25 protein-coding genes are annotated in these 22,992 nt (G+C 69.0%); 16 read left to right on the top strand and 9 right to left on the bottom strand.

The genetic code is table 11. The features are described 5' to 3' along the window. Positions 1-43 precede the first annotated feature (43 nt). Both ffh and AN216_RS25015 read left to right on the top strand, forming a co-directional pair. The gene (ffh, locus tag AN216_RS25020) at positions 44-1,612 is read left to right on the top strand and encodes a signal recognition particle protein (RefSeq protein WP_070198995.1); all 1,569 of its coding nucleotides are present in this window, start codon (positions 44-46) and stop codon (positions 1,610-1,612) included. Positions 1,613-1,643: 31 nt separating this feature from the next. After that, complete coding sequence (locus AN216_RS25015; RefSeq protein ID WP_244502647.1) at positions 1,644-2,165, top strand: GNAT family N-acetyltransferase; 522 nt, start codon at positions 1,644-1,646, stop codon at positions 2,163-2,165. 50 nt (positions 2,166-2,215) lie between these two features. On the opposite strand, the gene AN216_RS25010 is transcribed toward AN216_RS25015, so the two are convergent. The 9 genes from AN216_RS25010 to AN216_RS24970 form a co-directional block, all read right to left on the bottom strand. Continuing rightward, positions 2,216-3,442, bottom strand: a complete 1,227-nt coding sequence (locus tag AN216_RS25010; protein ID WP_070198993.1) for a phosphopentomutase — start codon at positions 3,440-3,442, stop codon at positions 2,216-2,218. After that, complete coding sequence (locus AN216_RS25005) at positions 3,439-4,629, bottom strand: alanine racemase (RefSeq protein WP_070198992.1); 1,191 nt, start codon at positions 4,627-4,629, stop codon at positions 3,439-3,441. The genes AN216_RS25010 and AN216_RS25005 overlap by 4 nt, the downstream gene beginning before the upstream one ends. 3 nt (positions 4,630-4,632) lie before the next feature. After that, complete coding sequence (locus AN216_RS25000) at positions 4,633-5,829, bottom strand: aminotransferase class V-fold PLP-dependent enzyme (protein WP_420855799.1); 1,197 nt, start codon at positions 5,827-5,829, stop codon at positions 4,633-4,635. Positions 5,830-5,921: 92 nt separating this feature from the next. Next, positions 5,922-6,962, bottom strand: a complete 1,041-nt coding sequence (locus AN216_RS24995; protein WP_079166976.1) for a phosphotriesterase family protein — start codon at positions 6,960-6,962, stop codon at positions 5,922-5,924. Next, a complete protein-coding gene (locus AN216_RS24990) occupies positions 6,959-8,371 on the bottom strand; it encodes a YhfT family protein (protein WP_070198991.1) in 1,413 nt (470 codons plus the stop codon). The genes AN216_RS24995 and AN216_RS24990 overlap by 4 nt, the downstream gene beginning before the upstream one ends. 23 nt (positions 8,372-8,394) lie before the next feature. Next, positions 8,395-8,754 (bottom strand): DUF2620 domain-containing protein, encoded by a 360-nt coding sequence (locus AN216_RS24985; protein ID WP_070198990.1) that lies wholly within the window; start codon positions 8,752-8,754, stop codon positions 8,395-8,397. Positions 8,755-8,804: 50 nt separating this feature from the next. Continuing rightward, a complete protein-coding gene (locus tag AN216_RS24980) occupies positions 8,805-9,182 on the bottom strand; it encodes a PRD domain-containing protein (protein WP_070198989.1) in 378 nt (125 codons plus the stop codon). 124 nt (positions 9,183-9,306) lie between these two features. Further along, positions 9,307-10,245: a GntR family transcriptional regulator YhfZ gene (gene yhfZ / locus AN216_RS24975; RefSeq protein WP_070198988.1), complete on the bottom strand. Its 939-nt coding sequence runs from the start codon at positions 10,243-10,245 to the stop codon at positions 9,307-9,309. A gap of 127 nt (positions 10,246-10,372) precedes the next feature. Next, a complete protein-coding gene (locus AN216_RS24970) occupies positions 10,373-11,365 on the bottom strand; it encodes an SAM-dependent methyltransferase (protein WP_244502646.1) in 993 nt (330 codons plus the stop codon). A 626-nt stretch (positions 11,366-11,991) separates the two neighbouring features. On the opposite strand from AN216_RS24970, the gene AN216_RS24965 reads away from it, so the two are divergent. The 14 genes from AN216_RS24965 to dprA all read left to right on the top strand — a co-directional run bounded on the left by AN216_RS24965 (position 11,992) and on the right by dprA (position 22,952). After that, the gene (locus AN216_RS24965) at positions 11,992-12,603 is read left to right on the top strand and encodes a hypothetical protein (protein ID WP_070198987.1); all 612 of its coding nucleotides are present in this window, start codon (positions 11,992-11,994) and stop codon (positions 12,601-12,603) included. Positions 12,604-12,894: 291 nt separating this feature from the next. Beyond that, positions 12,895-13,347, top strand: coding sequence for a 30S ribosomal protein S16 (rpsP, locus tag AN216_RS24960; protein WP_070198986.1), 453 nt, complete (start codon positions 12,895-12,897; stop codon positions 13,345-13,347). Between the two features lie 2 nt (positions 13,348-13,349). Further along, complete coding sequence (locus AN216_RS24955; protein ID WP_070198985.1) at positions 13,350-13,589, top strand: RNA-binding protein; 240 nt, start codon at positions 13,350-13,352, stop codon at positions 13,587-13,589. A 204-nt stretch (positions 13,590-13,793) separates the two neighbouring features. Further along, positions 13,794-14,315 (top strand): ribosome maturation factor RimM, encoded by a 522-nt coding sequence (gene rimM / locus AN216_RS24950; protein ID WP_070198984.1) that lies wholly within the window; start codon positions 13,794-13,796, stop codon positions 14,313-14,315. Then, positions 14,312-15,232 carry a tRNA (guanosine(37)-N1)-methyltransferase TrmD gene (gene trmD / locus AN216_RS24945; protein WP_070198983.1) on the top strand — a complete coding sequence of 307 codons (921 nt, stop codon included), beginning with the start codon at positions 14,312-14,314 and terminating at the stop codon, positions 15,230-15,232. The genes rimM and trmD overlap by 4 nt, the downstream gene beginning before the upstream one ends. Before the next feature lie 131 nt (positions 15,233-15,363). Further along, positions 15,364-15,714, top strand: coding sequence for a 50S ribosomal protein L19 (gene rplS, locus AN216_RS24940; protein ID WP_070198982.1), 351 nt, complete (start codon positions 15,364-15,366; stop codon positions 15,712-15,714). Positions 15,715-15,811: 97 nt separating this feature from the next. After that, entirely contained in the window at positions 15,812-16,597 is a 786-nt protein-coding gene (lepB, locus tag AN216_RS24935) for a signal peptidase I (protein WP_070198981.1), read from the top strand. Further along, positions 16,590-17,678, top strand: coding sequence for a signal peptidase I (gene lepB, locus AN216_RS24930; protein ID WP_420855796.1), 1,089 nt, complete (start codon positions 16,590-16,592; stop codon positions 17,676-17,678). Before lepB (AN216_RS24935) ends, lepB (AN216_RS24930) begins: the two co-directional genes overlap by 8 nt. Further along, positions 17,566-18,525, top strand: a complete 960-nt coding sequence (gene lepB / locus AN216_RS24925; RefSeq protein WP_420855798.1) for a signal peptidase I — start codon at positions 17,566-17,568, stop codon at positions 18,523-18,525. Before lepB (AN216_RS24930) ends, lepB (AN216_RS24925) begins: the two co-directional genes overlap by 113 nt. 71 nt (positions 18,526-18,596) lie before the next feature. Further along, a complete protein-coding gene (gene lepB / locus AN216_RS24920) occupies positions 18,597-19,331 on the top strand; it encodes a signal peptidase I (protein ID WP_070198979.1) in 735 nt (244 codons plus the stop codon). Positions 19,332-19,370: 39 nt separating this feature from the next. Continuing rightward, positions 19,371-19,694, top strand: coding sequence for a DUF2469 domain-containing protein (locus AN216_RS24915; RefSeq protein WP_070198978.1), 324 nt, complete (start codon positions 19,371-19,373; stop codon positions 19,692-19,694). A gap of 62 nt (positions 19,695-19,756) precedes the next feature. Further along, a complete protein-coding gene (locus tag AN216_RS24910) occupies positions 19,757-20,191 on the top strand; it encodes a YraN family protein (protein WP_079166982.1) in 435 nt (144 codons plus the stop codon). Next, entirely contained in the window at positions 20,191-21,813 is a 1,623-nt protein-coding gene (locus AN216_RS24905) for a YifB family Mg chelatase-like AAA ATPase (protein ID WP_070198977.1), read from the top strand. The genes AN216_RS24910 and AN216_RS24905 overlap by 1 nt, the downstream gene beginning before the upstream one ends. Beyond that, a complete protein-coding gene (gene dprA, locus AN216_RS24900; protein ID WP_070198976.1) occupies positions 21,810-22,952 on the top strand; it encodes a DNA-processing protein DprA in 1,143 nt (380 codons plus the stop codon). The genes AN216_RS24905 and dprA overlap by 4 nt, the downstream gene beginning before the upstream one ends. Positions 22,953-22,992 lie beyond the last annotated feature (40 nt).

The following is a 22,992-nucleotide window of genomic DNA, read 5'->3' as shown; positions in this document are numbered from 1 at the left end:
TCGACCGTCCGCAGACATCCGACGCGAAGGACCCGCGACCGCCGTGTTCGACACTCTCTCCGATCGCCTCGCAGCGACCTTCAAGAACCTCCGGGGCAAGGGACGCCTCTCCGAGGCGGATATCGACGCCACGTCGCGTGAGATCCGTATCGCCCTGTTGGAGGCGGATGTCGCGCTGCCCGTCGTCCGCGCGTTCATCAAACAGGTCAAGGAACGCGCCCTCGGCGCCGAGGTCTCACAGGCGCTGAACCCCGCCCAACAGGTCATCAAGATCGTCAACGAGGAGCTGGTGGGCATCCTCGGCGGCGAGACCCGCCGACTGCGGTACGCGAAGACCCCGCCCACCGTGATCATGCTCGCCGGCCTGCAGGGTGCCGGTAAGACCACGCTGGCCGGGAAGCTGGGTCGCTGGCTCAGCCAGCAGGGTCACACGCCCATGCTGGTCGCGTGTGACCTGCAGCGGCCGAACGCGGTCAACCAGCTGACCGTCGTGGCCGAGCGCGCGGGCGTCGCCATCTTCGCCCCGGAGCCAGGAAACGGCACGGGCGATCCCGTGCAGGTCGCCAAGGACTCGATCAAGCAGGCGCGGGAGAAGCAGCACGATGTGCTGATCGTGGACACCGCCGGGCGCCTGGGCATCGACGAGGAACTGATGCGCCAGGCCGCCGACATCCGGGACGCGGTCAGTCCGGACGAGATCCTGTTCGTCGTCGACGCCATGATCGGTCAGGACGCCGTGACCACGGCCGAGGCGTTCCAGGAGGGTGTCGGCTTCGACGGCGTCGTGCTCTCCAAGCTCGACGGTGACGCCCGCGGCGGTGCCGCGCTCTCGGTGGCCCAGGTCACCGGGAAGCAGATCATGTTCGCCTCGAACGGCGAGAAGCTCGACGACTTCGACGCCTTCCATCCGGACCGGATGGCCTCCCGGATTCTCGGCATGGGCGACATGCTGACGCTGATCGAGAAGGCCGAACAGACCTTCAGCCAGCAAGAGGCCGAGAAGATGGCGGCCAAGCTGTCGAAGGGTCCCAAGGAGTTCACCCTCGACGACTTCCTCGCCCAGATGGAGCAGGTCCAGAAGATGGGCTCCATCTCCAAGCTGCTCGGCATGATGCCGGGTATGGGGCAGATGAAGGACCAGATCGACAATCTGGACGACCGGGATGTCGAACGTACCGCCGCGATCATCAAGTCGATGACTCCCACCGAGCGTGCCGAGCCCAACGTGATCAACGGATCGCGTCGGGCGCGTATCGCCAAGGGCTCGGGTGTCGAGGTCAGCGCGGTGAAGAACCTGGTGGAGCGGTTCTTCGAGGCGCGGAAGATGATGTCCAAGATGGCGCAGGGCGGCGGTATGCCGGGCATGCCCGGTGCGCCGGGCATGCCCGGCATCGGTGGCGGGGGTACCAAGAAGAAGGCCAAGCAGCAGAAGAAGGCCAAGGGCAAGCGGCGTTCCGGAAACCCGATGAAGCGGAAGCAGGAGGAGCAGGAGGCAGCCGAGCGGCGGGCCGTCGGCGGTCAGCCGGGCGCGGCCTTCGGGCAGGCCGAGGATCAGCGGGTGGAGAACTTCGAGTTGCCGCAGGAGTTCAAGGACATGCTGCCGCCGAAGTAACGGCGCTCCGCGATGGTGGATGATGTGCCGTATGCGCGTATACATCCGTTCACCGCGTCCGGAGGACGAAGGGGCCTACAGCGCGGCGGTGATCCGCTCGGCGGACCACCTCACCCCCTGGAATCCGGTGGAGCCGGATGGCTTTGCCGCGTTGCTGCGGCGCCAGGGGCCGGTGCTGCGTTCGTACCTGATCTTCGACCGGGCGGACGACGGGCTGGTGGGACGCGTCAACATCGCCAACATCGTCCGGGCCCGGTTCCGTAACGCCGCTCTGGGCTACGACAGTTACGTGCCGTACGCCGGCACCGGACGGATGACCGAGGGGCTGCGCCTCATCATCGACAGGTGTTTCGACGACGGCCCGGACGGTATCGGCCTGCACCGTCTGGAGATCAACGTGCAGCCGGAGAACCAGCGGTCCATCGCCCTGGCCAAGCGGCTCGGCTTCCGATACGAGGGCTTCTCACCCCGGATGCTGTTCCTGAACAACGCGTGGCGCGACCACGAGCGGTTCGCGCTGACCGTGGAGGAGTGGCCGGGCACGGGCGACTGAGCCGTCGTGCCCCCGGCGCACGCGGGCTTCCGGACAGGATCGTCGGCGGCTCAGCACAGCGGCTCGCCGGACTCCAGCCCGCTCGGGGGCAACCCCAGCGCTCGCGCGGCGGTGGCGCCGACGTCGGCGAGCGTGCCGGCGTCCGCGAGCCGCCGTGCCGAGCCGCCGGCACCGCCCCCGTGCTGGTGGACCAGTACCGGCACGAACTCCCGGGTGTGGTACGGATGTCCTGCCAGCGGGTCGTTCCCGTGGTCCCCGGTGACGATCAACCGGTCGCCGGGGGAGTCCAGCACGCTGATCAGCTCGCCCAGCCCGGCGTCCACCCGCTCCAGCAACGCGCCGAACCGTCCCGGGTCCTGTTGGTGCCCGGCCAGGTCCGTCTCCTGTACGTTCGCCACTACCAGCGCCCGCCCGCCCGTACCAGCCTCCAGCGCGGCCGCCCTGGTGTGCGCCAGCACCCGAGCGGTGGGTACGGCGGGCAACCGCTCGGCCTCGGCACAGGCCAGGATGTCCGCCGCCTTCCCCACCAGCGTCACCGGCACTCCCGCCCGGGCGGCCAGTTCCGGAAGCTGCCGGGTGTGATCCAACGGCGCCCCCAGGTGCTGTACTTCGAGCCCGCCGTTCCGGTAGAGGCCGGAGGCCGGCGTGTCCAGCCCCACGGTGCCGTCGTCGCCCTGCCGTACGAACCGGCTCAGCGGCTCGTCGGGATGGCCGCCCACGGCGATCACCCGAGCCACCGGCGCCACGTCCCGGACCGTACGGGCGATCTCCAGGACGTCGCCGAACGCGAGCGCGGTCAGGGGGGCCGAGACGTTCCAGTTGACCCCCGGATCGGCCTCCAGGTTGTCGTGTACCAGGGCCTGGTCGTCCACCAGCAGGACGCCGTCCGACAGCGCCACCGAGTGCCCGGCGGCACGCAACGCGCCCGCCACCTCGACCTGGTGCTCACGCAGCCGGGCGAGGGTGACCGTACGGAAGTCCGCCCCCATCATCGTCTGGTGCCCGGCATAGGTGTCCGCCCCGGGGTAACCCAACGCCGCGCGACCGTACGCCGTCGGCGGCCGCGGTTCGTCAGGCAGGTCCCGATGCGGGCGGACCCGTCCCAGGCCGAGGGCGCCGAAGACCGGCAGCCGCAGCGGCTCGCCGGTCGTCTGCCGGCAGTGGTCCAGCGTGTGGGCGAGGGTGTCGGCCCGGAGGTCGGCGGGACGCAGTGCGCCCGCGTCCGGCATGGCGCCGACACCCAGGCCGTCGACCACGAGGATGATGGTCCTGCTCATCGCTCGTCACCCCCGTCCGAGGCGGTCAGCGGGCGGCCCAGCGAGTCGTGGAGACCCACCAGTTTCGGAGCGCCCGCTGACAGACCGGCCACCACGGCCACGGTGCTGCGGGTGACGAACATCTGGGTGCGGAAGGCCAGCACGGCGGTGTCGCCCGTACGAACTCGCTCGTGCGCTGGTGGCGGGTCGAGCAGCCGGTAGTAGTCGATGTTCTCGGCCGGGGCCCCCTGTACGCCCAATCGGAGTCCGGAGCGCGGCAGCAGCGCGGTGGCGATGCCGGCACGCGGGTAGAAGCCGCCGCCGTGCAGCGCGGGACGTCCGTCGGCCAGGGTGTGCGCCACCTCGGTGACGTAGACGTAGCCGGGCGTCTCCGGCTGCCAGGGGTCCTGGGCGTGCAGCGGGGTCGTACCGGTCAGCGCGTGTCCTGGTTCCCCGTGCGTGGCGCCCAGTTCGGCGAGCAGGGGCAGCGTCGCCATCGAGGTCACGCCCGGGGCGCTCACCTTCAGCCCGCGATGGCCACGTCCCGACAGCACCTCCGCGGCCTTCAACAGCAGGGCGAGGTTCGGGGTGGGGCGCGGCTTGCCGGTGTCCGGTTCGCACTGCAGACAGGGGAAGGCGGTCGCGCCGGCGAGTCGGACGCCGGGCAGTTCCTCGACCACCGTGGCGAAGGCGTCCAGCGTCTCCAGTGGTACGCCGCCCTCCTGCCCCGGGTACACCGAGCCGGCCGCGCCCGCCAGCCGTATCAACACGTCCTGAGTGAACCCCTGTTCGAGGGCGGCACGGGAGACCGCGCGCGCGTTGTCGGCGTCGAAGACGGTGACCGCCTCCGGACGCCAGGCGAGCATCCTGGGCAGCGCCCGCTCCGGGATCTGCACCAGGTGACCCAGATTGCCGGGTCGGGCGCCCGTGGCGTGCAGCCGCTCGGCCTCCGGCGCGTCGATGGCGGCGAAGCGTGGCAGATGACGGGCCACGGTACGGATGGCCTCCGGGTTGCGGCCGAGCTGCTTGACCACGAACCACTGGGCGATGCCGAGCCGTTCGCCCTCCGCCGCGAGCAGCGCGGCATTCGCCTCGATGGCGTCCCGGTCCAGCACGTACGTGTCCGGTGGGATGGCGCCGGCGGCGTGCAGCGCGGCCGCCGTGTCCGCCAGCTGAGGATTCCGGGTGAGGACGGTGTCGAGGAACAACGGTCAGTCCTTGCGTTCGTGCGTGCTGGGTTCGTGCCCCGCGGCGGTCCGCCCCGGGGCGGCGTACGCGTCGGAGCCGGGCTCGTCGGCCAGGTCGCGCAGGGACCGTCGGAGAATCCGCAGGACGAGTTCGGCGCCGGCCCGCATCGGGTTGATCCGTACCGTCCAGTCCGCCAGTTCCGGGGCGTCGTCCAGGCTCGCGGAGGACATCCGATAGAACAGCGGAGCCACCTCGTAGCGGGAGTTCGATCCCACCGGATACGGTGCCGCGCCGTGCCGTGCCGCGATGTCCGGCAACCGCCGGGCGACGGGCCGGGCGAGGCGTACCACCAGGCAGCGATCCTGTACGTTCGCCAGCCGGACCTCCGCCACGCCGGGCACCTCACCCGCCGCCAGCCGCTGGGCGACCTCGGCTCCCACCGCGGACTGGAGTGACCAGAGCACCGGCACGTGCGTCAGCGCCCGCAGCGCGTCCAACGCCTGGTGGCCCTGCACCTGGCCGCCACCGGAGTAGTTGTCCCGGTAAACGCTCTCCACGAGGTCGCGGTCGCCCAGGACGACCCCGATCCCCTCCGGACCGTGCAGCTTGAACAGTGAGAAGCAGGAGGCGCGCGCGCCGAGTTCGACCCCGCAGCGGGGCACGCGCAGGGCCGTGTAGTTGTCGTCCACCAGGACCCGCACGCCCGCCGCGTGGCAGCTCTCGATCACCGCGGCGGGGTCGTACGAGTCGGCCAGCCGCTGTCGGGAGTGTTGCAGGTAGGCGTGCCGGAAGCGGCCGGTGGCGAGGGCCGAGGCCAGTTCCGCGGGGTCGTTGAAGTCGGCAGCGACGGTTTCGGTGCCCAGTCCGCGCAGGGTGACCTCGGTGGTGCGGTAGATCGGTGCGCGGTGTACGAGCAGCGGCTCGCCGGGCGCGAGCACCGCCTGGACAGCGGCGCGGATGGCTCCCGTACCGGCGCCCTGCACCAGGGCCGCGGCCTCGGCGTCGAAGAACTCGGCGAGCACCTTCTCCACTCGGGCGGTGCTGCGCGGGCGCCCCAGCCCTGGCACCACTCCGGCGTCGGCCTCGAAGAGCTGTTGGCCCTCGAAGTGCCGGGCGACGCAGGCCAGCAGTTCGTGCTGGCGGCGCACCGCCGCCTCCAGCGGCACGACCGGCAACGGGTGGGTTCCCGGCAGCTGGGGTGGCCCGGCGCTTTCGGTCAGTCGTGCCGACTCGGGTGGCCCGTCGATGCTCCTCGGCGTCTCGACCCGGCGCGGTTCCCCGGTGGGGGACGGTTCCGGTGGGTCGGTGGTGTTCAAGGCAACTCCTCGACGGCGGCGGTCAGGAAACGCAGCGGATTGCGTCGGGTGAGCAGGTCCAGGAGGTCCTCGTCCGCGCCGGCCGCTCGTAGCCGGGGCAGGAAGGAACGGAAGAGGTGACCGTAGCCCTGGCCGCCTTCGGCGCGCAGATAGCCGTGTCGGGAGATGTCGCAGCTCAGCAGCACCCGATCCGCGTGCCCCGCCTCCAGCAGCGCCACCAGCAACCGCAACCGGTCCGCGTCGGGGCGGTAGTTCTCCTTGCCGACGGTGTCGAAGGCGACGTACGCCCCGGCCGCGGCCAGTTCGCGATGACAGCCGGGATCGTCCAGCAGGTCCTGGTGCCCCAGACAAACCCGGTGCGGGGGCAGACCGGCGGCGGTCAACACCTCCAGTTGGGCCGGGCCGCCCCGTCCCAGTTGGGCGTGGGTGGACACGGACAGGCCGGAGGCGAGCGCCGCCTCGGCGGCGGCGGTCAGCACGCGACGCTCGGCGGGGCTGGGGGAGTCCCCGTGGCTGCCGACCTCGCCCAGCAGACCGGGCAGGATCTCGGTCCCGTCCAGCCCGTCGGCGATCTCGTCGAGCAGCAGGGCGGTCAGGTCCTCCGGATCGGATGCTGCCGTGCCCGGCGGATGGAAGGGCTCGTAGTACCAGCCGGTGGACGCGATCACTGCCACGGAGGCTTCCTCGGCGATCGCGGCCAGGGCTCGCGGATCCCGTCCCATGCCGCGGCAGGTCTGCTCGACGACCAGCGCGAGCCCGTACTCCCCGCGCAGCGCGTCCAGTTCGGCGGCGACGGGCCGCCCGTGCCGCTCCGGGGCGAGGGTGGCCCGCTCGTCACCGCCCGCACGGAGGTCGAGTGCCAGGTGTTCGTGGGCGAGCACCGGGCCCTCCACGGCGGCGGGCGCGAGCGAGCCGGTGACCGTACGCAGGGGGAGCGCGCGCGGTTCGTCCGGGCGGGCGGGCTCTGCCGCACCCCGTCGGCCCCGCGGGCCGGTATCCTCGTGCGGCCGGTCCGGCCGCCTGTGTGGCGCGTTCATCCCTTGACCGGGGTGAAGAGATCGAGCCAGTAGAGCAGGTTCAGCAACACTCCGCCCACCAGGACGGCGGCGGGCGCGGCGGCCATCCGGACCACGACCCGGCCCATGGCTTCATTCAGCAGGTACAGCCCGCCGACGATCAGAATGCCGAGGCCGCCACCCATCTCGTTGGCGGCCATCAGGGAGCCGAACAGGATGGCGAGCCACAGGCTCTCGGTGATCGCGTTGCGCAGGTGCTCTGAGGAGTCGCGTACGGACGGCAGCTTGCCCAACAGCTTGCCGACGTAGCTCAACGCGAAGACCTCGACGGCGAGCACCAGGGCGCCGACGACGAAGGCGAGCACCGGGTTGGGCAGTAGATAACCGATCGGGTAGACGAGTGTGAAGCCCGCGATGGCGTACGCCCCGGAGGCCAGCGCCGTGGTGGCGATCAGCGGGATGAAGCCGAAGACGCGGTAGAAGTCGACCTGTGCCGCTTCGGCGTACTCGCCGTCGGCGATCAGGAAGCTGGTCGCCTCACCGCCGCCGAAGACGTGCATCTGGGCCAGCAGACACACGCCCGCGCCCAGCAGCATGTACAGCGGAAGGTATCTGCGGATGCGTGCCGCGCTCGCGCTGAACAGCGACTGCATCGGGTCGTCAGCCGGCTCCGCGGCGGTGTTGGACCGCTCCGTGGAGACCGAATCGCCGTCGGAGCCGGTCGCTGTGGCCTTGGCCGCTTCGGTCTGCTCGGCCCGCTTCAGGCGGTGCTCGACGAGGTCCTTGCGTACGGCGAAACCGATCAGCAGCAGCACGCCGACCGCCATGGCGATGGACCCCGCGAAGATGTCGGGCCACATGTTCATGGTGAACACGACCAGCACGAGTTCCACCACACCCGTCACGGCGCCGCGCAGCCTGCCGAACTGCTTCGTGACGGCGAGCACCGGGAAGAGCGTGAAGAGGAAGAGGATCGGTGTGGACATCTGTTGCAGGGCGGTGAGGAAGTCCACCGGCAGGTCGTGCGCGAGGTCGTTGGCCCCGCCCAGGCCGAAGACGATCACCGCTCCCCAGCCGGCCCCGAGGAGCGGGGCGAGCCACTTCTTCGGGGAGAGGAGCCCGAGCACGTCGGTCGGCAGGAAGAGCAACCACGGGTTCAGCACGCCGCTGGAGAGGGCCATCGGCGCCCCCAGCCCGAAGATGAACCCGGCGGACAGCCCGAAGGCCACGGCGGTGGTGGCGTTCCGCGTGGTGTTGCCCTGGATGAAGTCGAGCAGGAAGGGCCGTACGCCGTCGTTGAAGACGGCGAGCGCCATGTGCGAGATGAACGCGGTCAGGGCGCACAGCAGGATGACGGTCAGCTGCTGGGCGAGCGTGAAGTCGAGCCCCTTGCTCCCGGTGTCCGCCGCGGTGACCAGCAGAGTGGACATGGTCGGTTCTCTCCCGCCGGTAGTCAGGCCACTCGGGCCGCGATGGCGCGGGCGATGACCGGTGCGGTGTCGTCGATCTGGTCCATGCCGAAGCCGAACGCCTTCTTGCCGCTCTCCAAGAGCGCGCTGACCTCCTCCGGGCTCGGCACCGTACGACCGAAGGTGTGGCACGCGTCGCTGCCGAGCATGCCGACGAGCAACCCGAGGGAAGCGCCGGCGCCGGTGTGGCAGGTGCCCAGGTAGTAGTCGGCCTGGCCGGTTCGCAGCTGCATCGCGGCGTCCATGTCACTGGAGACCACGACATCGAACGACCCGGTGCCCAGGCCCTGGAGGGTTTCGGCGACCTCGGCCTTGCCGACGCCGCCGGTGAGGATCTTCGTCATGCCTGGATGGCCTTTCGTGCGTGCGCCGGTCGTACGTGCGCGGGAGTGGTTCAGCCGGTCGTGGGTCGGTGGGCCAGCACCGCCAGGTGCAGGGCCATGAAGTTGATCTCGGAGATGGGCAGACTCGCGCCGAGTCGCCGTTCGGCGCGGCTGGCGACGGCCCTGGCCTGGGCGACGGCCTCCGGGTGGTCGGCCAGCTCCTGGGCGACGTGCTCGTCGGTGGGGAAGTCCTCGATGGGGGCGCCGTCCAGGAGGCGGTTGAGGGCCATCATGAGGTGGCTGGTCAGCATGCCGGCTGTGGCCTCGGACACCGCGTGACCGGTGGCGGCCAGTGTCTCCAGCTCCGTGGTGACGAACTCGGCCACCTCGGCCCGTACCTGGCCCGTCTCCTGGAACATCCGGATGCGCTGGGCGAGCTGCTCTTCCATGACGAGGTCCTTCCGACTCCTCCGAGAGTAATCAGGATCCTGGTTTCTGGCTAGAGCCCGTTCATCCGGCTCGTCGGGTCATCTGGCTCGCCAGGTTCACGGGCCCCGCCCGGCCGGCCGCCCGTCAGTAGAGCGGCAGTCGCTCGCCGCTGAGCACCTCGGACTGCGCGCCGGTGATCACGTCGAAGTCCAGCGAGTCCCGTACGGCGTCCAGTGCCCGAGTCCCCTCGGAGCGGCTGATCAGCGCGGCCCGTGAGTTGCGGAGCGCCAGGTCACGCGTGATCTCGTTGCCCAGGGGTTGTACCTCCACCTCCGGGCCCAGATGATCGCGAACCTCGTCGAGATTCCACACGGTCGCGTCCACCTCGCCACGCGCGAAGAGATCGCGCAACTGCATGTATGAGGTCTCGACCCACACGATGTCGTCCCGGTCGGTGAACGCCCGGGACGCCAGCATCCGCAGGTCCTCGGACGAGGAGTCGACAGCCACCCGCAGGCCGGGAGTTTCCAACGGCACCTCACGCCGTAGCAGCAGTCCGTGCGCCCCGACGTACGTGGCCGGTCCCAGATCGGCCAGCAGGCGTACGGGATGCTCGGCGGCGATCCGGTCCGCCGCGAACCGCGAGACCACCACCAGGTCGGCCTTGCCCTCCAGCAGCGCCGACAACCGGGTCGAGGCACCCCGCATGAAGGTGATGGCGAACGGCACGCTGACCTGCTCGAACGCCGCGCGGAGGCCGGTCGCCAGTCCCTCGTAGCGGTGTGAGTACGGCAGTGGCATGGCGGCCAGCAGCGTGCCGAGGCCGGCGAGCTGCCACAGGAGGGTCCGATCGGAGCGGACGAGGTACGTGCCGAGGTGGCCGCGTGCCTTGGTCTCTATTGCGCCGGCCTCCTCGAGGAGCTGGAGTCCGGTCTGCACGGTGCCGTTGCCGACCTTGAGGTCGCTGGCGAAGTCTCGGAGGCGGGGAAGGCGGGTGTCGGTCTCGTGATGCAGCAGCAGGGCGGCCAGCTGACGCGCCGCGAGGCCGTTGCGTGTCAGGAAACGCTCTTCGCTGCCCAGCATCGTTCCATATTATCCAGAATCCTGGTTACTGCCAACGCGCTCTCCGTACGGTCGACGCACGCACACGGGTCGGAACCGACGGCGTCTCAACGGGCACGGGCGGGAACGCGGGCACGGGCGGGCGTGTTCAGGCCCGCGCGAGCACGTACTGGAAGAGATGCGGCATCCATACAGTGCCGTCGTTCTGGCGATGCGGCGACAGCGCCCGTGCCAACTCCCGTGGAGCCCGCGACCGGTCACCTTCCTCGAAGCTGTCGCCTTCGGCCTCGCCGCCCACTCGGTCGTCGAACAGCCCGGTGGAGAGCAGACCGCGTACCGCGCTGTCCAGGCTCGCGTAACCGAAAGAGCAGGCCACGCTGCCCACATGGAACGGCTGAAGCCCGAAGTGGCGCGCCAGTTCGGTGAGTCGCTGCCGGTTGGTGGCCTCCGACGGACCCGATCCGGCGTACGCGTCGCCGTGCCGCTCCACGGTGGCTTTCGGATCGCTCCGGGCAGCTTCGGCGGCGGCTTCCGCCGCCGTCGGCGCTCCTGTCGGTTCCGCTGGGTTCGCCGGGTCCGCTGCCGCCACCCGCTCCGCTTCCCCGTACCCCGTGTGGCAACGTGTGGTCGTGTGCAGCAGCGAGGACGCTCCGCACCGGTTGGGTGGCCCCCAGGAGGCGAGGGCGACCGGGGTGCCTGGGGCCAGGGAGGGTGTGGCGTGCGCCAGTTCCGCGGCGTGGCCGGGTGCGTCGAACGCGGTCACCACGTCCGGCGGAGCGCTCTCGACGAGCGGCGAACCTCCCGAAGTGTACGGCGCCACCCGCGCGTCCCAGCGGCGTACCGGGTCGACGGAGGGAGGCAGGAGACGTTCCTGCGCGAGCGCGAGCCGCCTCACGTCACTGTCGGTCCCGGTCACGGACGCACCTCGGGCGGCAGCCAGCAGCAAGGCGAGCCCCGATCCGCAGCCGAGCCCCAGTAGTCGCGTTCCGCCGCCCACCCGCAGCTGGTCGTAGACCGCCTCGTAGAGCGGCACCAGCATGCGTTCCTGGATCTCCACCCAGTCGCGGGCACGCTGGGCGAGGTCCGGTTCGTGAACGAGTGGTGCGTGTACGAGCGGTTCGTGAAGGAGAGTGGAGGTCACTGCGCGCCCCAATCCGCCGCCGTGTTCGTGTGAGTCGTCGCGGGGCCCGTGCCGGTCGTGTCTGACGCATGGTGAGCCGATGGCGGTGCGTGCGTGTCACCGCTGGCGAACTCCGTTGCGACTGCCAGAAACTGACCGTCCTGGGCCGGTCGTCTGGCGCCACCGTGGGGGTCGGGCCACGGAGACCGGACGAGACCTGAGCTGAAACCCGCCAACAAACGGTGACGGTTCGCAAACCATGTTAATTCGGTCAGTCGGCTCCGGCATCCGGGGCCGGCGCTGCACGGCCTGGAGATCGGAGACTCATGGGTCGCAAGCCGTACGTGCTCGCCGCTCTCCCGGGTGCTCAGCGGCAGGCGGTGCCGGTGCCGCTGGACGCCTGTGACAGGGTGTGACCGGCGGGTGCGGTGCGAGTGCGTGTGGAGGGCGGCGGCCGGGCCGTGCCCTGAGGTGTGACGGTGTACGCACCGGCGTGTGGGATATGTAGCGCGGATGTGCGAGTTTTCCGCAGATTGACGTACCTGGGATGGTCCGGAGCACTCGGAGCAAACTGACTGGTACGTGCAAATTACTTTGGGATGCCCGGGTATCGGAACGATCGGGGCCCTTCGCTCGTTCTAGACGACGTGAGCACGACACCACCTGTCCTAGCCGCCGAGTTGGCAGCCGCGTGGGCCGACATTCAACGGAACCACCCTGAGCTGCCCGACCTGGCCGCACCAGAATCGCTGATCGGCGAGTCCTCGTCCGCCTGTGGCGCGGAACTCTCCTTCGAACGGTTGCTGCACGAGGCCGTTCACGGAATCGCCGCCGCGCGCGGCGTCCGTGACACCTCGCGCGCCGGCCGCTACCACAATCGACGCTTCCTGGCGATCGCCGAGGAACTGGGCCTGGACCACCCCGAGGAGCCCCATCCGAGCAGCGGGTTCTCCCTGGTCACCCTCGCGTCCGAGACGAAGACGCGCTATCGCCCCACGAGCCAGAGGCTGCAGCGGGCACTGAAGGCCCACACCGTCGCCACCGACACTGACACCCGCAATTTCCGCGGCCCGGCAGCCCGTCATGGCTCCTCGGGAGGTGGAGTGCGAGTCAAGGCGGTGTGCGACTGTGGGCGCAACGTTCGTGTGGTGCCGTCTGTGCTGGAGCAGGCTCCGATCATGTGCGGCGCCTGTGGCCAGGCCTTCCGTATCCCGGACGCCCCGAGCGCGCACGGCGCCTTGGCGGCCGTGGCAGGTTAGGGCGATCGGAGCGGCCAGGGCGATGGTCGGGTCCTCCTCCCCGCCCGGTTCGGTGCCGGGCGGGAGGGCCCGCAGGCCGTGCCTGCCAGTCAGACCCAGGGCGTACGGGAGGGCCGGGTGGCCACCGTTCGGCGGCGCTGTGCGGGTGTGGCATCATGGACTGCTGTACTCGGCGGCCGTACAGGACCCCTCTCTCCTCCGGCTGACGCGTCCTCGGGGACTCCGGATACCACAACCCCACGTGGCCGTTCGCCGTGCCCCACCACGTCAAGACCAGGAGACACCACACCCGTGGCAGTCAAGATTAAGTTGAAGCGGCTGGGCAAGATCCGTTCGCCGCACTACCGCATCATCGTCGCCAACTCGCGTACCCGTCGCGACGGTCGGGCCATCGAGGAGATCGGTCTGTACCACCCGGTGCAGAACCCTTCCCGTATCGAGGTCGACTCGGAGCGGGTGCAGTACTGGCTGAGCGTTGGCGCGCAGCCGACCGAACCCGTCGCGGCGATCCTCAAGGTGACCGGTGACTGGCAGAAGTTCAAGGGGCTGCCAGCACCCGAGCCGATGAAGGTGGCCGAGCCGAAGGCCGACAAGCGGGCCCTCTTCGAGGCCGCGGCCAAGGAGTCGGCGGACGAGCCCAAGGGCGAGGCGATCACTCCGAAGGCCAAGAAGAGCGACAAGGCCGCGGCTGAGAAGGACAAGGCCGAAGCCGAGAAGCCCGCCACTGAGTCGACCGAGGCTTGAGGATGCTCGAGGAAGCCCTCGAGCACCTGGTGAAGGGCATCGTCGACAACCCGGACGAGGTGCAGGTGGCCGCGCGCAACCTGCGTCGGGGGCAGGTGATCGAGGTCCGGGTGCACCCTGACGACCTCGGCAAGGTGATCGGCCGCAGCGGCCGTACGGCCCGCTCACTGCGCACCGTAGTGGGGGCGCTCGGCGGCCGCGGCGTCCGTGTCGACTTCGTCGATGTGGACCAGATTCGCTAGGTCGCCACACCAGCCACGCCTCGTCACGTCTCGCCTTGTGGTGGACGTTTCGCGTGGCGGGCTCAGGCAGCAGGGAACACCGACAGCGGCCGGGGCGGTTACGACCTCCCCGGCCGCTGCGTTGTCATCGCACACATCCGACCTCGCTCCCCCGGTATACGAAGATCCCAACGACACGGCCCCAGCAGAACGGAACGGAGCACCGTGCAACTGGTAGTCGCCCGTATCGGTCGCGCCCATGGCATCAAGGGCGAGGCCACCGTGGAAGTCCGGACCGACGAACCGGAGCTACGACTGGCTCCCGGCGTCGTACTGGCCACCGAGCCGGCCGATGTCGGACCACTCACGGTGGAGTCCGGACGGGTGCACAGCGGGCGGCTGTTGTTGCGGTTCGAGGGGGTACGCGATCGCGGGTCGGTCGAGGCGCTGCGCAACACGCTGTTGATCGCCGAGGTGGACCCCGAGCAGACTCCGGAAGATCCTGAGGAGTTCTACGACCATCAGTTGACCGATCTGGAGGTCGTGACGGGGGATGGTCACGTAGTCGGTCGCGTGGCGGAGATCTCGCATCTGCCGGGACAGGACGTACTCATCGTGCGGCTTCCGACCGGCGGTGAAGTGCTTGTCCCGTTCGTCGCCGAGATCGTGCCGGAGATCGACCTGGGGAGTCAGCGTGTGGTCATCGATCCGCCTCCTGGCCTGATCGACGAGGGCGGGTCAGAGTGAGGCTCGACGTCGTCACCATCTTCCCGGAGTATCTGGAGCCGTTGAACGTCTCCCTGGTCGGCAAGGCCCGAGCCCGAGGTCAACTGGACGTCCGGGTGCATGATCTGCGGGCCTGGACGTACGACCGGCACCACACCGTCGACGACACGCCGTACGGCGGCGGTCCGGGCATGGTGATGAAACCCGAACCCTGGGGCGAAGCCCTGGACGAGATCATCGCCTCGGGCCGGAGCGCCTCGGATGCCGGCCCTTGGGACGGCACTTCCTCGGAGGTCGCCGACTCTGGGGACGCTGATCAGACGAATCTGCCGACACTGGTGGTGCCGACTCCCAGTGGTCGGCCGTTCACCCAGGAACTCGCCGCCGAACTGGCCACCAAGCGCTGGCTGGTGTTCACCCCGGCTCGTTACGAGGGCATCGACCGGCGGGTGATCGAGGAGTATGGCGAGCGGACGGAGCTCCACGAAGTCTCCATCGGCGACTACGTCCTCGCGGGAGGCGAGGCGCCGGTGCTGGTGATCGTGGAAGCCGTCGCACGGTTGTTGCCGGGCGTGCTGGGAAACGCGCAGTCACATCGGGACGACTCCTTCGCCCCGGGCTCGATGTCGGATCTGCTGGAGGGGCCGGTGTACACCAAGCCGCCCGAGTGGCGTGGCCGTGGTATCCCCGAGGTACTGCTGAGCGGACACCATGAGCGCATCGCGCGATGGCGTCGGGATCAGGCCCTGCTCCGGACACGAAGCCATCGTCCTGATCTGATCGAGCGCTGTGACCCCGATACGCTGGACCGCCACGACCTGGCGACCCTCGCCGAGTCCGCGACCAGTCCCGTACGCGAGCCACGTACGGACTCGGGCGGGCACCGTCCAGAAGACGAGGGGCGATTTGGGGGGCCGGATGACGCCGTGGAAGAATGAACCGTTGCCGTACGCTCAGCGCGCGACCCTGCCACAGGGGGACCGACGCCCGCTCGGCGTGTCGGCGATCCCATCCAGTAATACGACCTTCCGTCGATGACCTGTGGCATCGGCGAGGAAAGCAGACGATCATGGCCAACCTTCTCGACTCCGTCGACGCCGCGTCGCTGCGTAGCGACGTCCCCGCGTTCCGGCCCGGCGACACGGTCAACGTGCACGTGCGCGTGATCGAGGGAAGCCGCTCGCGTGTCCAGCAGTTCAAGGGTGTCGTCATCCGACGGCAGGGCTCCGGCATCCGTGAGACGTTCACGGTCCGCAAGATCAGTTTCAGCGTCGGCGTGGAGCGCACCTTCCCGGTGCACACCCCGATCGTCGAGAAGATCGAGGTTGTGACCCGCGGTGACGTTCGCCGCGCCAAGCTGTACTACCTCCGTGAGCTGCGTGGCAAGGCGGCCAAGATCAAGGAGAAGCGGGAGAACTGACCGTCCCCCGGGGCCCCGGGGCCTCCCCTGGAAGGTCTCTGGGCGATACGTGGTTCGACAGGGATCAGCGGCGACATCCTCCGGACGACAAGGCTCGATGGACACCGACGACCCGCAGCAGGACGATCCACGGCAGGACGACAGGGCGGAAGACGCCACGGAGCGCGACCACTCTCCGGAGCCCGAGAAGGGCGCTGGAGAGTGGTCGCGCTCCGTCCGTATGGGCGGCCTCACGACCGCTGTGTTCGCGGTGGTCTTGCTGGTCAGCACTTTTGTGGTGCAGCCTTTCCGCATCCCGAGTTCCTCGATGGAGCCCACGCTGCGGGTTGGCGACCGGGTTCTGGTCAACAAACTCGCCTACCAATTCGGCAACCATCCGGAGCGCGGAGACGTTGTGGTGTTTGACGGCACCGGCTCTTTCGTCCCGGAAGGGAGGACGCAGGAAGATCCCCTGACCAGGCTGGTGCGCGCGGTGGGAGCTCGGGTGGGTCTGCTGGAGCCGCCCGGGAGCGACTACGTGAAGCGCGTGATCGGTGTCGGCGGTGATCGCGTGACGTGCTGTGACGAGCGGGGGAGGGTGCAGGTGAACGGCGTGTCGACGGTGGAGAAGTACGTCCCTCATGATGACGAGCCGTCGGCTGTACCGTTTGATATCCGGGTGCCCGAGGGGCGGTTGTGGGTGATGGGCGATCATCGTGCCGCCTCCAGTGACTCCCGGGACTTCCTCGGCAAGCCTGGTGGCGGCACCGTTCCCGTCGATCGGGTGATCGGCCGAGTGGACTGGATCGGCTGGCCGGTGGACCGCTGGACGACGGTCTCCACCGGAGAAGTCCGTCAGGTCGCGCACGGGACCGGTGGCCCGGGGCGGGGTTCCCGTGGGTAAGCGGGGCCGCAGTCGCTACGGCCATCATCGGCGCCCGGATGGTGCGTCACCGGACGCGGCATCGGAGTCGAAGTCCATCCGTGCTCCGGAGCAGGGGCGTGCCGCACGGCGGCGTGCGGCGAAGCGGATCAAGCGTCGTAGACGTCTGTCGATGACGAAGGAGATCCCCATCCTCATAGGGGTGGCGATCGTAATCGCACTGGTGCTGAAGACCTTCCTGGTGCAGGCGTTCGTCATTCCCTCCGGTTCCATGGAGCAGACCATCCGGATCGGCGATCGGGTGCTGGTCGACAAGCTGACGCCCTGGTTCGGTGCCAAGCCCGAGCGCGGCGAGGTGGTGGTGTTCAAGGACCCGGGGGGATGGCTGCGTGGAGAGCAGACACAGACCGAGGAAGAGGACCCGGTGGGCGTCAAGCAGGTCAAGGACTTCATGTCCCTCATCGGGCTGCTGCCCTCCGACGACGAGCAGGATCTGATCAAGCGGGTGGTCGGAGTGGGCGGGGACACCGTCAAGTGCTGCGACAAGGACGGTCGGGTCACGGTGAACGGTCAGCCACTCACCGAACCGTACCTCCATCCGGACAACGCACCGTCCAAGATGGAGTTCGACGTGAAGGTGCCCGAGGGTCGGGTCTTCGTCATGGGGGATCACCGCTCGGACTCGGCCGACTCCCGGTACCACCTGGACGAGGAGAAGAACGGCACGGTTCCGGAGGATCTCGTGCTCGGTCAGGCGATGGTCATCGCGTGGCCTTTCGATCACTGGAGACAGTTGGCGGAACCGGAGACGTACGCCTCTGTGCCGGACGGGCGTGGTGCGGCGACCGCCGACGGTCCGGTCGGAGAGAATCGATTGGCTCAGCTCCCGACTCCCGTGGAACTCCCGCTCGTTATGGGAGTAGTGGGCCTTTACCGGTGGCGGGAGAGGCGATGGCGCAGTGTAAGGAGTGGTTGTGGGGGACGTCGCCGTGGGCGCGCAGTCCGGTTCGAACGATCCGGAAGGAGAGTCTTCCGGATCGGCTTCCGGGGCTCCCGACCATCAACCGGCGGAGCGGAAAGGCGATGCGGTCAGCGTGAGTGAGGGTGCGGGCGAAGAGGGACGCGGGCACGCGAAGCCGAAGAAGCCACGTTCCTTCTGGAAGGAACTCCCGCTGCTGGTTGGCATCGCGCTCATTCTCGCGCTGCTCATCAAGACGTTTCTGCTCCAGGCGTTCTCCATCCCGTCCAACTCGATGCAGAACACGCTGCAGGTGGGTGACCGGGTCCTGGTGGACAAGTTGACACCGTGGTTCGGCGCGGAACCAGAGCGTGGTGAGGTGGTGGTGTTCCGAGACCCCGGCCAGTGGCTTCCGGAGCAGGAAACCGAACAGAACGCCGTGCAGGTCTTCTTCAGCGCCATCGGGCTGATGCCGTCCGCGGATGAGAAGGACCTGATCAAGCGCGTGATCGGAGTGGGCGGTGACACCGTGGCCTGCGAGAAAGGCGGCTCTGTGACGGTGAACGGCAAAGCACTCGACGAGCCGTATCTCTACCCGGGGAACACCCCTTGTGACGACAAACCCTTCGGTCCCGTCAAGGTTCCGAAGGGGCACATGTGGGTGATGGGTGACCATCGGGCCGATTCTCTCGACTCCCGTTACCACCAGCGGGACGGGAGCGCCATGGTCCCGGTCGACAAGGCGGTTGGCCGTGCGGTGGTCGTGGCCTGGCCACTGGACCGTTGGGGGACTCTGCCTGTTCCGGACACGTTCGGTCAGGAAGGACTGGCAGCCAACATGGTCGGTACGGCCCCGGCCGCGTTGGGCCTGGCCGGTGCGGTGCCGATCGTGCTCTGGCGACGGAAGCGTCGGAAGGCCGAGCGGCGGTCGTCGCCGGACACCGCTACCGCGGCTGCTGGTGCTGCTGACGCCGCGTCGATCAAGGGCTGACTGCTTTCGTACGCCCCGGTAAGGTGCGCCCACCGACAGCGGCTACACGAGGCGAGCACGGGAGCGCGGACATGGGCAAAGCGGGGCGTAACAGCGGACGGCAGGAGAGCGGCCTGGGGCAGACGCTGTCCAGCCTCGCCGTTGCGCTCGGCTGTGTGCTTTTTCTCGGGGGATTCGTCTGGGGGGCGATCGCCTACCAGCCGTACACGGTGCCGACCGACTCGATGGCACCGACGGTGCAGTCCGGTGACCGGGTGCTGGCGGAGCGGATAGACGGCGGTGACGTGCGACGTGGCGATGTGGTGGTGTTCGAGGACCCCTCCTGGGGCGATCTGCCGATGGTGAAACGTGTCGTCGGGACGGGTGGTGACAAGGTCGTCTGCTGTGACAGGCAGGGACGTGTCGTCATCAACGGCGAACCCGTGGAGGAGCCCTATGTGGCCAGGGACGGCCCCGCCTCCAGTACCGGATTCGAGCGGACTGTCCCGGACGAGGGGTTGTTCCTGCTGGGTGACCACCGAGAGGATTCGCAGGACTCTCGGGTGCACCTCAAGGAAGGTCACTGGGCGGTGCCGCGCTCCGCTGTGAACGCGCGCGTGGACGCCACGGCCTGGCCGATGTCGAACCTCGGCATGGTGTCGCGTCCGGAGTCTTTCGCCAGCTTTTCGGGTGGTGTGTCCGATTTGGGTCCGTTGCGTCCGCTACTGGCCGCAATCGTGACCGGGACTGTGTTGATCATGGCAGGCGCCGCCTATGGGCCGATCGCGCTACGGCGTGGGAGGACTGCACGGGGGAGTCGTGGCTGACGCACAATAGGGGGACGCACGGCTGAAGGGGAACATGCCATGAGCGCCGAGGACCTCGAGAAGTACGAGACCGAGATGGAGCTGAAGCTCTATCGCGAGTACCGAGACGTCGTCGGTTTGTTCAAGTTCGTGATCGAGACCGAGCGGCGCTTCTACCTCACCAACGACTATGAGATGCAGGTGCACTCCGTCCAGGGCGAGGTCTTCTTCGAGGTGTCGATGGCGGACGCGTGGGTGTGGGACATGTACCGACCTGCCCGATTCGTGAAGCAGGTTCGAGTGCTGACTTTCAAGGACGTGAACATCGAGGAACTGAACAAGAGCGAACTCAACCTGCCCGAAGATTCTGACTTTAAGGGTTAGGTCGCGTCGAGACACTCGATCGAGTGACGACGTTCTCCACAGTCCGTGAATCGTCCACAGTAATCGCCTCCCCTCCCTCGGTTTCCCTCACCTCCGTCACAGTCGGTGACGGAGGTGAGGGTCATGAATGCCGAGGAGCTCTTGGTCGTTACGGAGAGGATCTGGCCGCTCGCAAGCTGCGTGCTGTCGGTATGGCGGTGCTGGAGCGGAACTGGCGTTGCGCTGACGGCGAGGTGGACATCATCGCGCGGGACAGGGACGCGCTTGTCATCTGCGAGGTGAAGACACGGCGTGCTGGGGGATACGAGCACCCTATGGCCGCCGTCACGCCGGCCAAGGCGGCACGGTTGCGTCGTCTCGCTTCGCGGTGGCTCAGCGAGCGCTGGTTGGCTCGCTACGGCCATCCCCCTGCCGGGGGAGTACGCATCGATCTGGTTGGCGTGCTGTTGCCTGGGCGGGGTGCGCCGGTGCTGGAGCACGCCAAGGGGGTGGCCTGATGGGGTTCGCCCGTACCTGTTCGGTGGCTCTGGTCGGAGTGGAAGGGGTGGTGGTCGAGGTCCAAGCGGACCTGGAGCCCGGGGTTGCCGCGTTCACTCTGGTCGGCCTTCCGGACAAGAGCCTGGTGGAAAGCCGGGACAGGGTCCGAGCGGCCGTGGTCAACGCCGGCGCGGACTGGCCGCAGAAGAAGCTGACCGTTGGTCTCTCGCCGGCATCCGTGCCCAAGAGCGGCAGCGGCTTCGACCTGAGTGTCGCGTGCGCGGTGCTCGGAGCGGCGGAGCGCATCGATCCACAGGCCATCGCTGACCTCATGATGATCGGCGAGCTTGGTCTCGACGGCCGCGTCCGACCGGTGCGGGGTGTCCTGCCCGCCGTACTGGCCGCGGCGGACTCCGGCTACCGCAGAGTGGTGGTGCCGGCCCAGACGGTGGGGGAGGCTTCCCTGGTACCGGACGTCACGGTCATCGGGGTGCGTACGCTGCGTGAGTTGATCGCCGTGCTCAGCGACGAGCCGCTGCCCGAGGAGACCCTCCGCGGAGAGCCTGACCGACCGGATCACGAGCGACCCGCCGGGCGGGGACTGACGGGGCTTTCCCTGCCCGTGGCGGGCGACGCCTGGGACGGGAAAAGCCGTACCGTCGACCTCGCGGAGGTCGCGGGCCAGCGGGGCGCCCGGAAGGCCCTCGAGGTCGCTGCGGCGGGGCGCCATCACATCTTCTTGTCGGGTCCGCCAGGTGCGGGCAAGACCATGCTGGCCGAGCGACTCCCCGGATTGCTCCCGCCCCTGAGCCCCGAGGAGTCACTGGAGGTGACGGCGGTGCACTCGGTGGCCGGGACCCTGCCACCCGGCCGTCCCCTGGTGGACCGGCCGCCGTACTGTGCACCGCATCATTCGGCCACCATGGCCGCGCTCATCGGTGGCGGCACGGGTCTGCCGCACCCCGGTGCGGTCTCGGTGGCGCACCGAGGTGTGCTGTTCCTGGACGAGGCCGCGGAGTGCGGTACTCGGGTGCTGGACGCGATGCGTCAACCGCTGGAGTCCGGCCATGTGGTCGTCGCGCGGGCCAGCGGGATGATGCGGATGCCGGCGGACTTCCTGCTGGTCCTCGCCGCCAACCCGTGCCCGTGTGGACAGCACGGGATGAGATCCGCGGTGTGCGAGTGCCGACCCTCTTCCATCCGACGGTACCGCGCACGGCTCTCGGGCCCGCTCCTGGACCGGGTTGACCTGCGAGTTCCGGTCCAACCGCTTACGCGCTCGGAACTCACCGCGCTGGGAAACGCAGCGGAGAACACCGAAACGGTCGCAGCACGGGTGCGTGGGGCGCGGGACAGGGCCGCGGCACGGTACGCCGATACGCCGTGGCGGACGAACAGCGAGGTGCCGGGCCACGTCCTTCGTACCCGCTGGCCAGTCGCATCAGGAGCGCTCAGCGAGGCGGAGGCGGACATGGAGCGGGGAGCGCTGACAGCCAGGGGACTCGATCGGGTCCTGCGGGTGGCCTGGACAGTGGCCGACCTCGCCGGGCATGGCTGCCCGACCGCTTGTGACGTGCGGGCCGCGCTCGAGTTCCGGACGGGTGTGGAGCGGGGAGCGGTACACAGCAGGGGGCGGCCATGAGTGAGGTGCGGGAACGCCTGGCTCGAGCAGCCCTCACGCGAGTCGTCGAACCAGGTGATGAGTTGATGGGGCGCTGGCTCCTGGAGCACGGGGCGCTCGAGGTGCGGAGCGCGATCGAGAATGGTGGAGTCGCGCTCGAGGGTGCCTCACCGGAGCGATGGCAGAGACTGCGAACCCGGATCCGAGCGGCGTGTCCCGAAGCCGATCTCGAGGCCGCCGCCACCGCCGGGACTCGTTTCGTCTGTCCGGGCGATGAGGAGTGGCCCGGGCAACTGGATGATCTGGGCGCGGCCAAACCGATCGGTCTCTGGGTGCACGGGGCTCCGTCGTTGCGTTTCTGGGCACTGTGCTCGGTCGCTTTGGTGGGTGCCCGCGCCTGTACGGATTACGGCGTGCATGTCGCTTCCACGCTGGGTGCGGGGCTTGCCGAGGCAGGTTGGACGGTGATCTCCGGAGCCGCGTACGGCATCGATGGCGCCGCGCACCGCGGTGCGCTGGCGGTTGGCGGAGCGACGGTGGGTGTACTGGCTTCCGGAGTGGATGTCACCTATCCACGTGGACATCGGGAACTGATCAGACGTGTGGGAGAAGAGGGGCTGTTGGTGGCGGAACTTCCTCCTTCCGTTCACCCCACCCGAAGCCGGTTCGTCCTGCGGAACCGCGTGATCGCGGCTCTCACCCGAGGGACCGTGGTCGTGGAGGCCGAGCTGCGCAGCGGCTCACTGGTCACCGCACGCCGGGCGGAAAGGCTCGGCAGGATGGTCATGGGGGTGCCTGGCACGGTCACCTCCGGCCTCTCGGCGGGCGTGCATCAGCTCCTGCGTACGTCGGGGCAACTCGTCACGGAACCCGCGGAGGTGATCGAACTGGTCGGCCGGATCGGCGAGCTGGCTCCCGAGCGCCGCGGCCCGGTCCTGCCACGGGACGTGCTGCCCACGGACACCGCGGTCGTGTTGGAGGCCATGCCAGCCCGTCGGGCGGTGGGGCTGACGGAGTTGGCAGCGGCCTCTGGCGCGCCGAGCGCACGCACCCTCGCACGGCTGCACGAGCTGCGGGCACTCGGATTCGTCGAACGGGGAGGCGATCGCTGGTGGTTGAGCGTGCCCAAATCTGCGCCTCGTGGCCACCCGATCGGGTGATGGTGCGGTCCTTGCACCGTGGCTCCTGGGTGAAAGGCTG

It is taken from the genome of Streptomyces oceani (assembly GCF_001751245.1).
Taxonomy (GTDB): domain Bacteria; phylum Actinomycetota; class Actinomycetes; order Streptomycetales; family Streptomycetaceae; genus Streptomyces; species Streptomyces oceani.
Note: the sequence above shows the minus strand (reverse complement) of the source record. Positions and strands in the feature narration are given on the sequence as shown.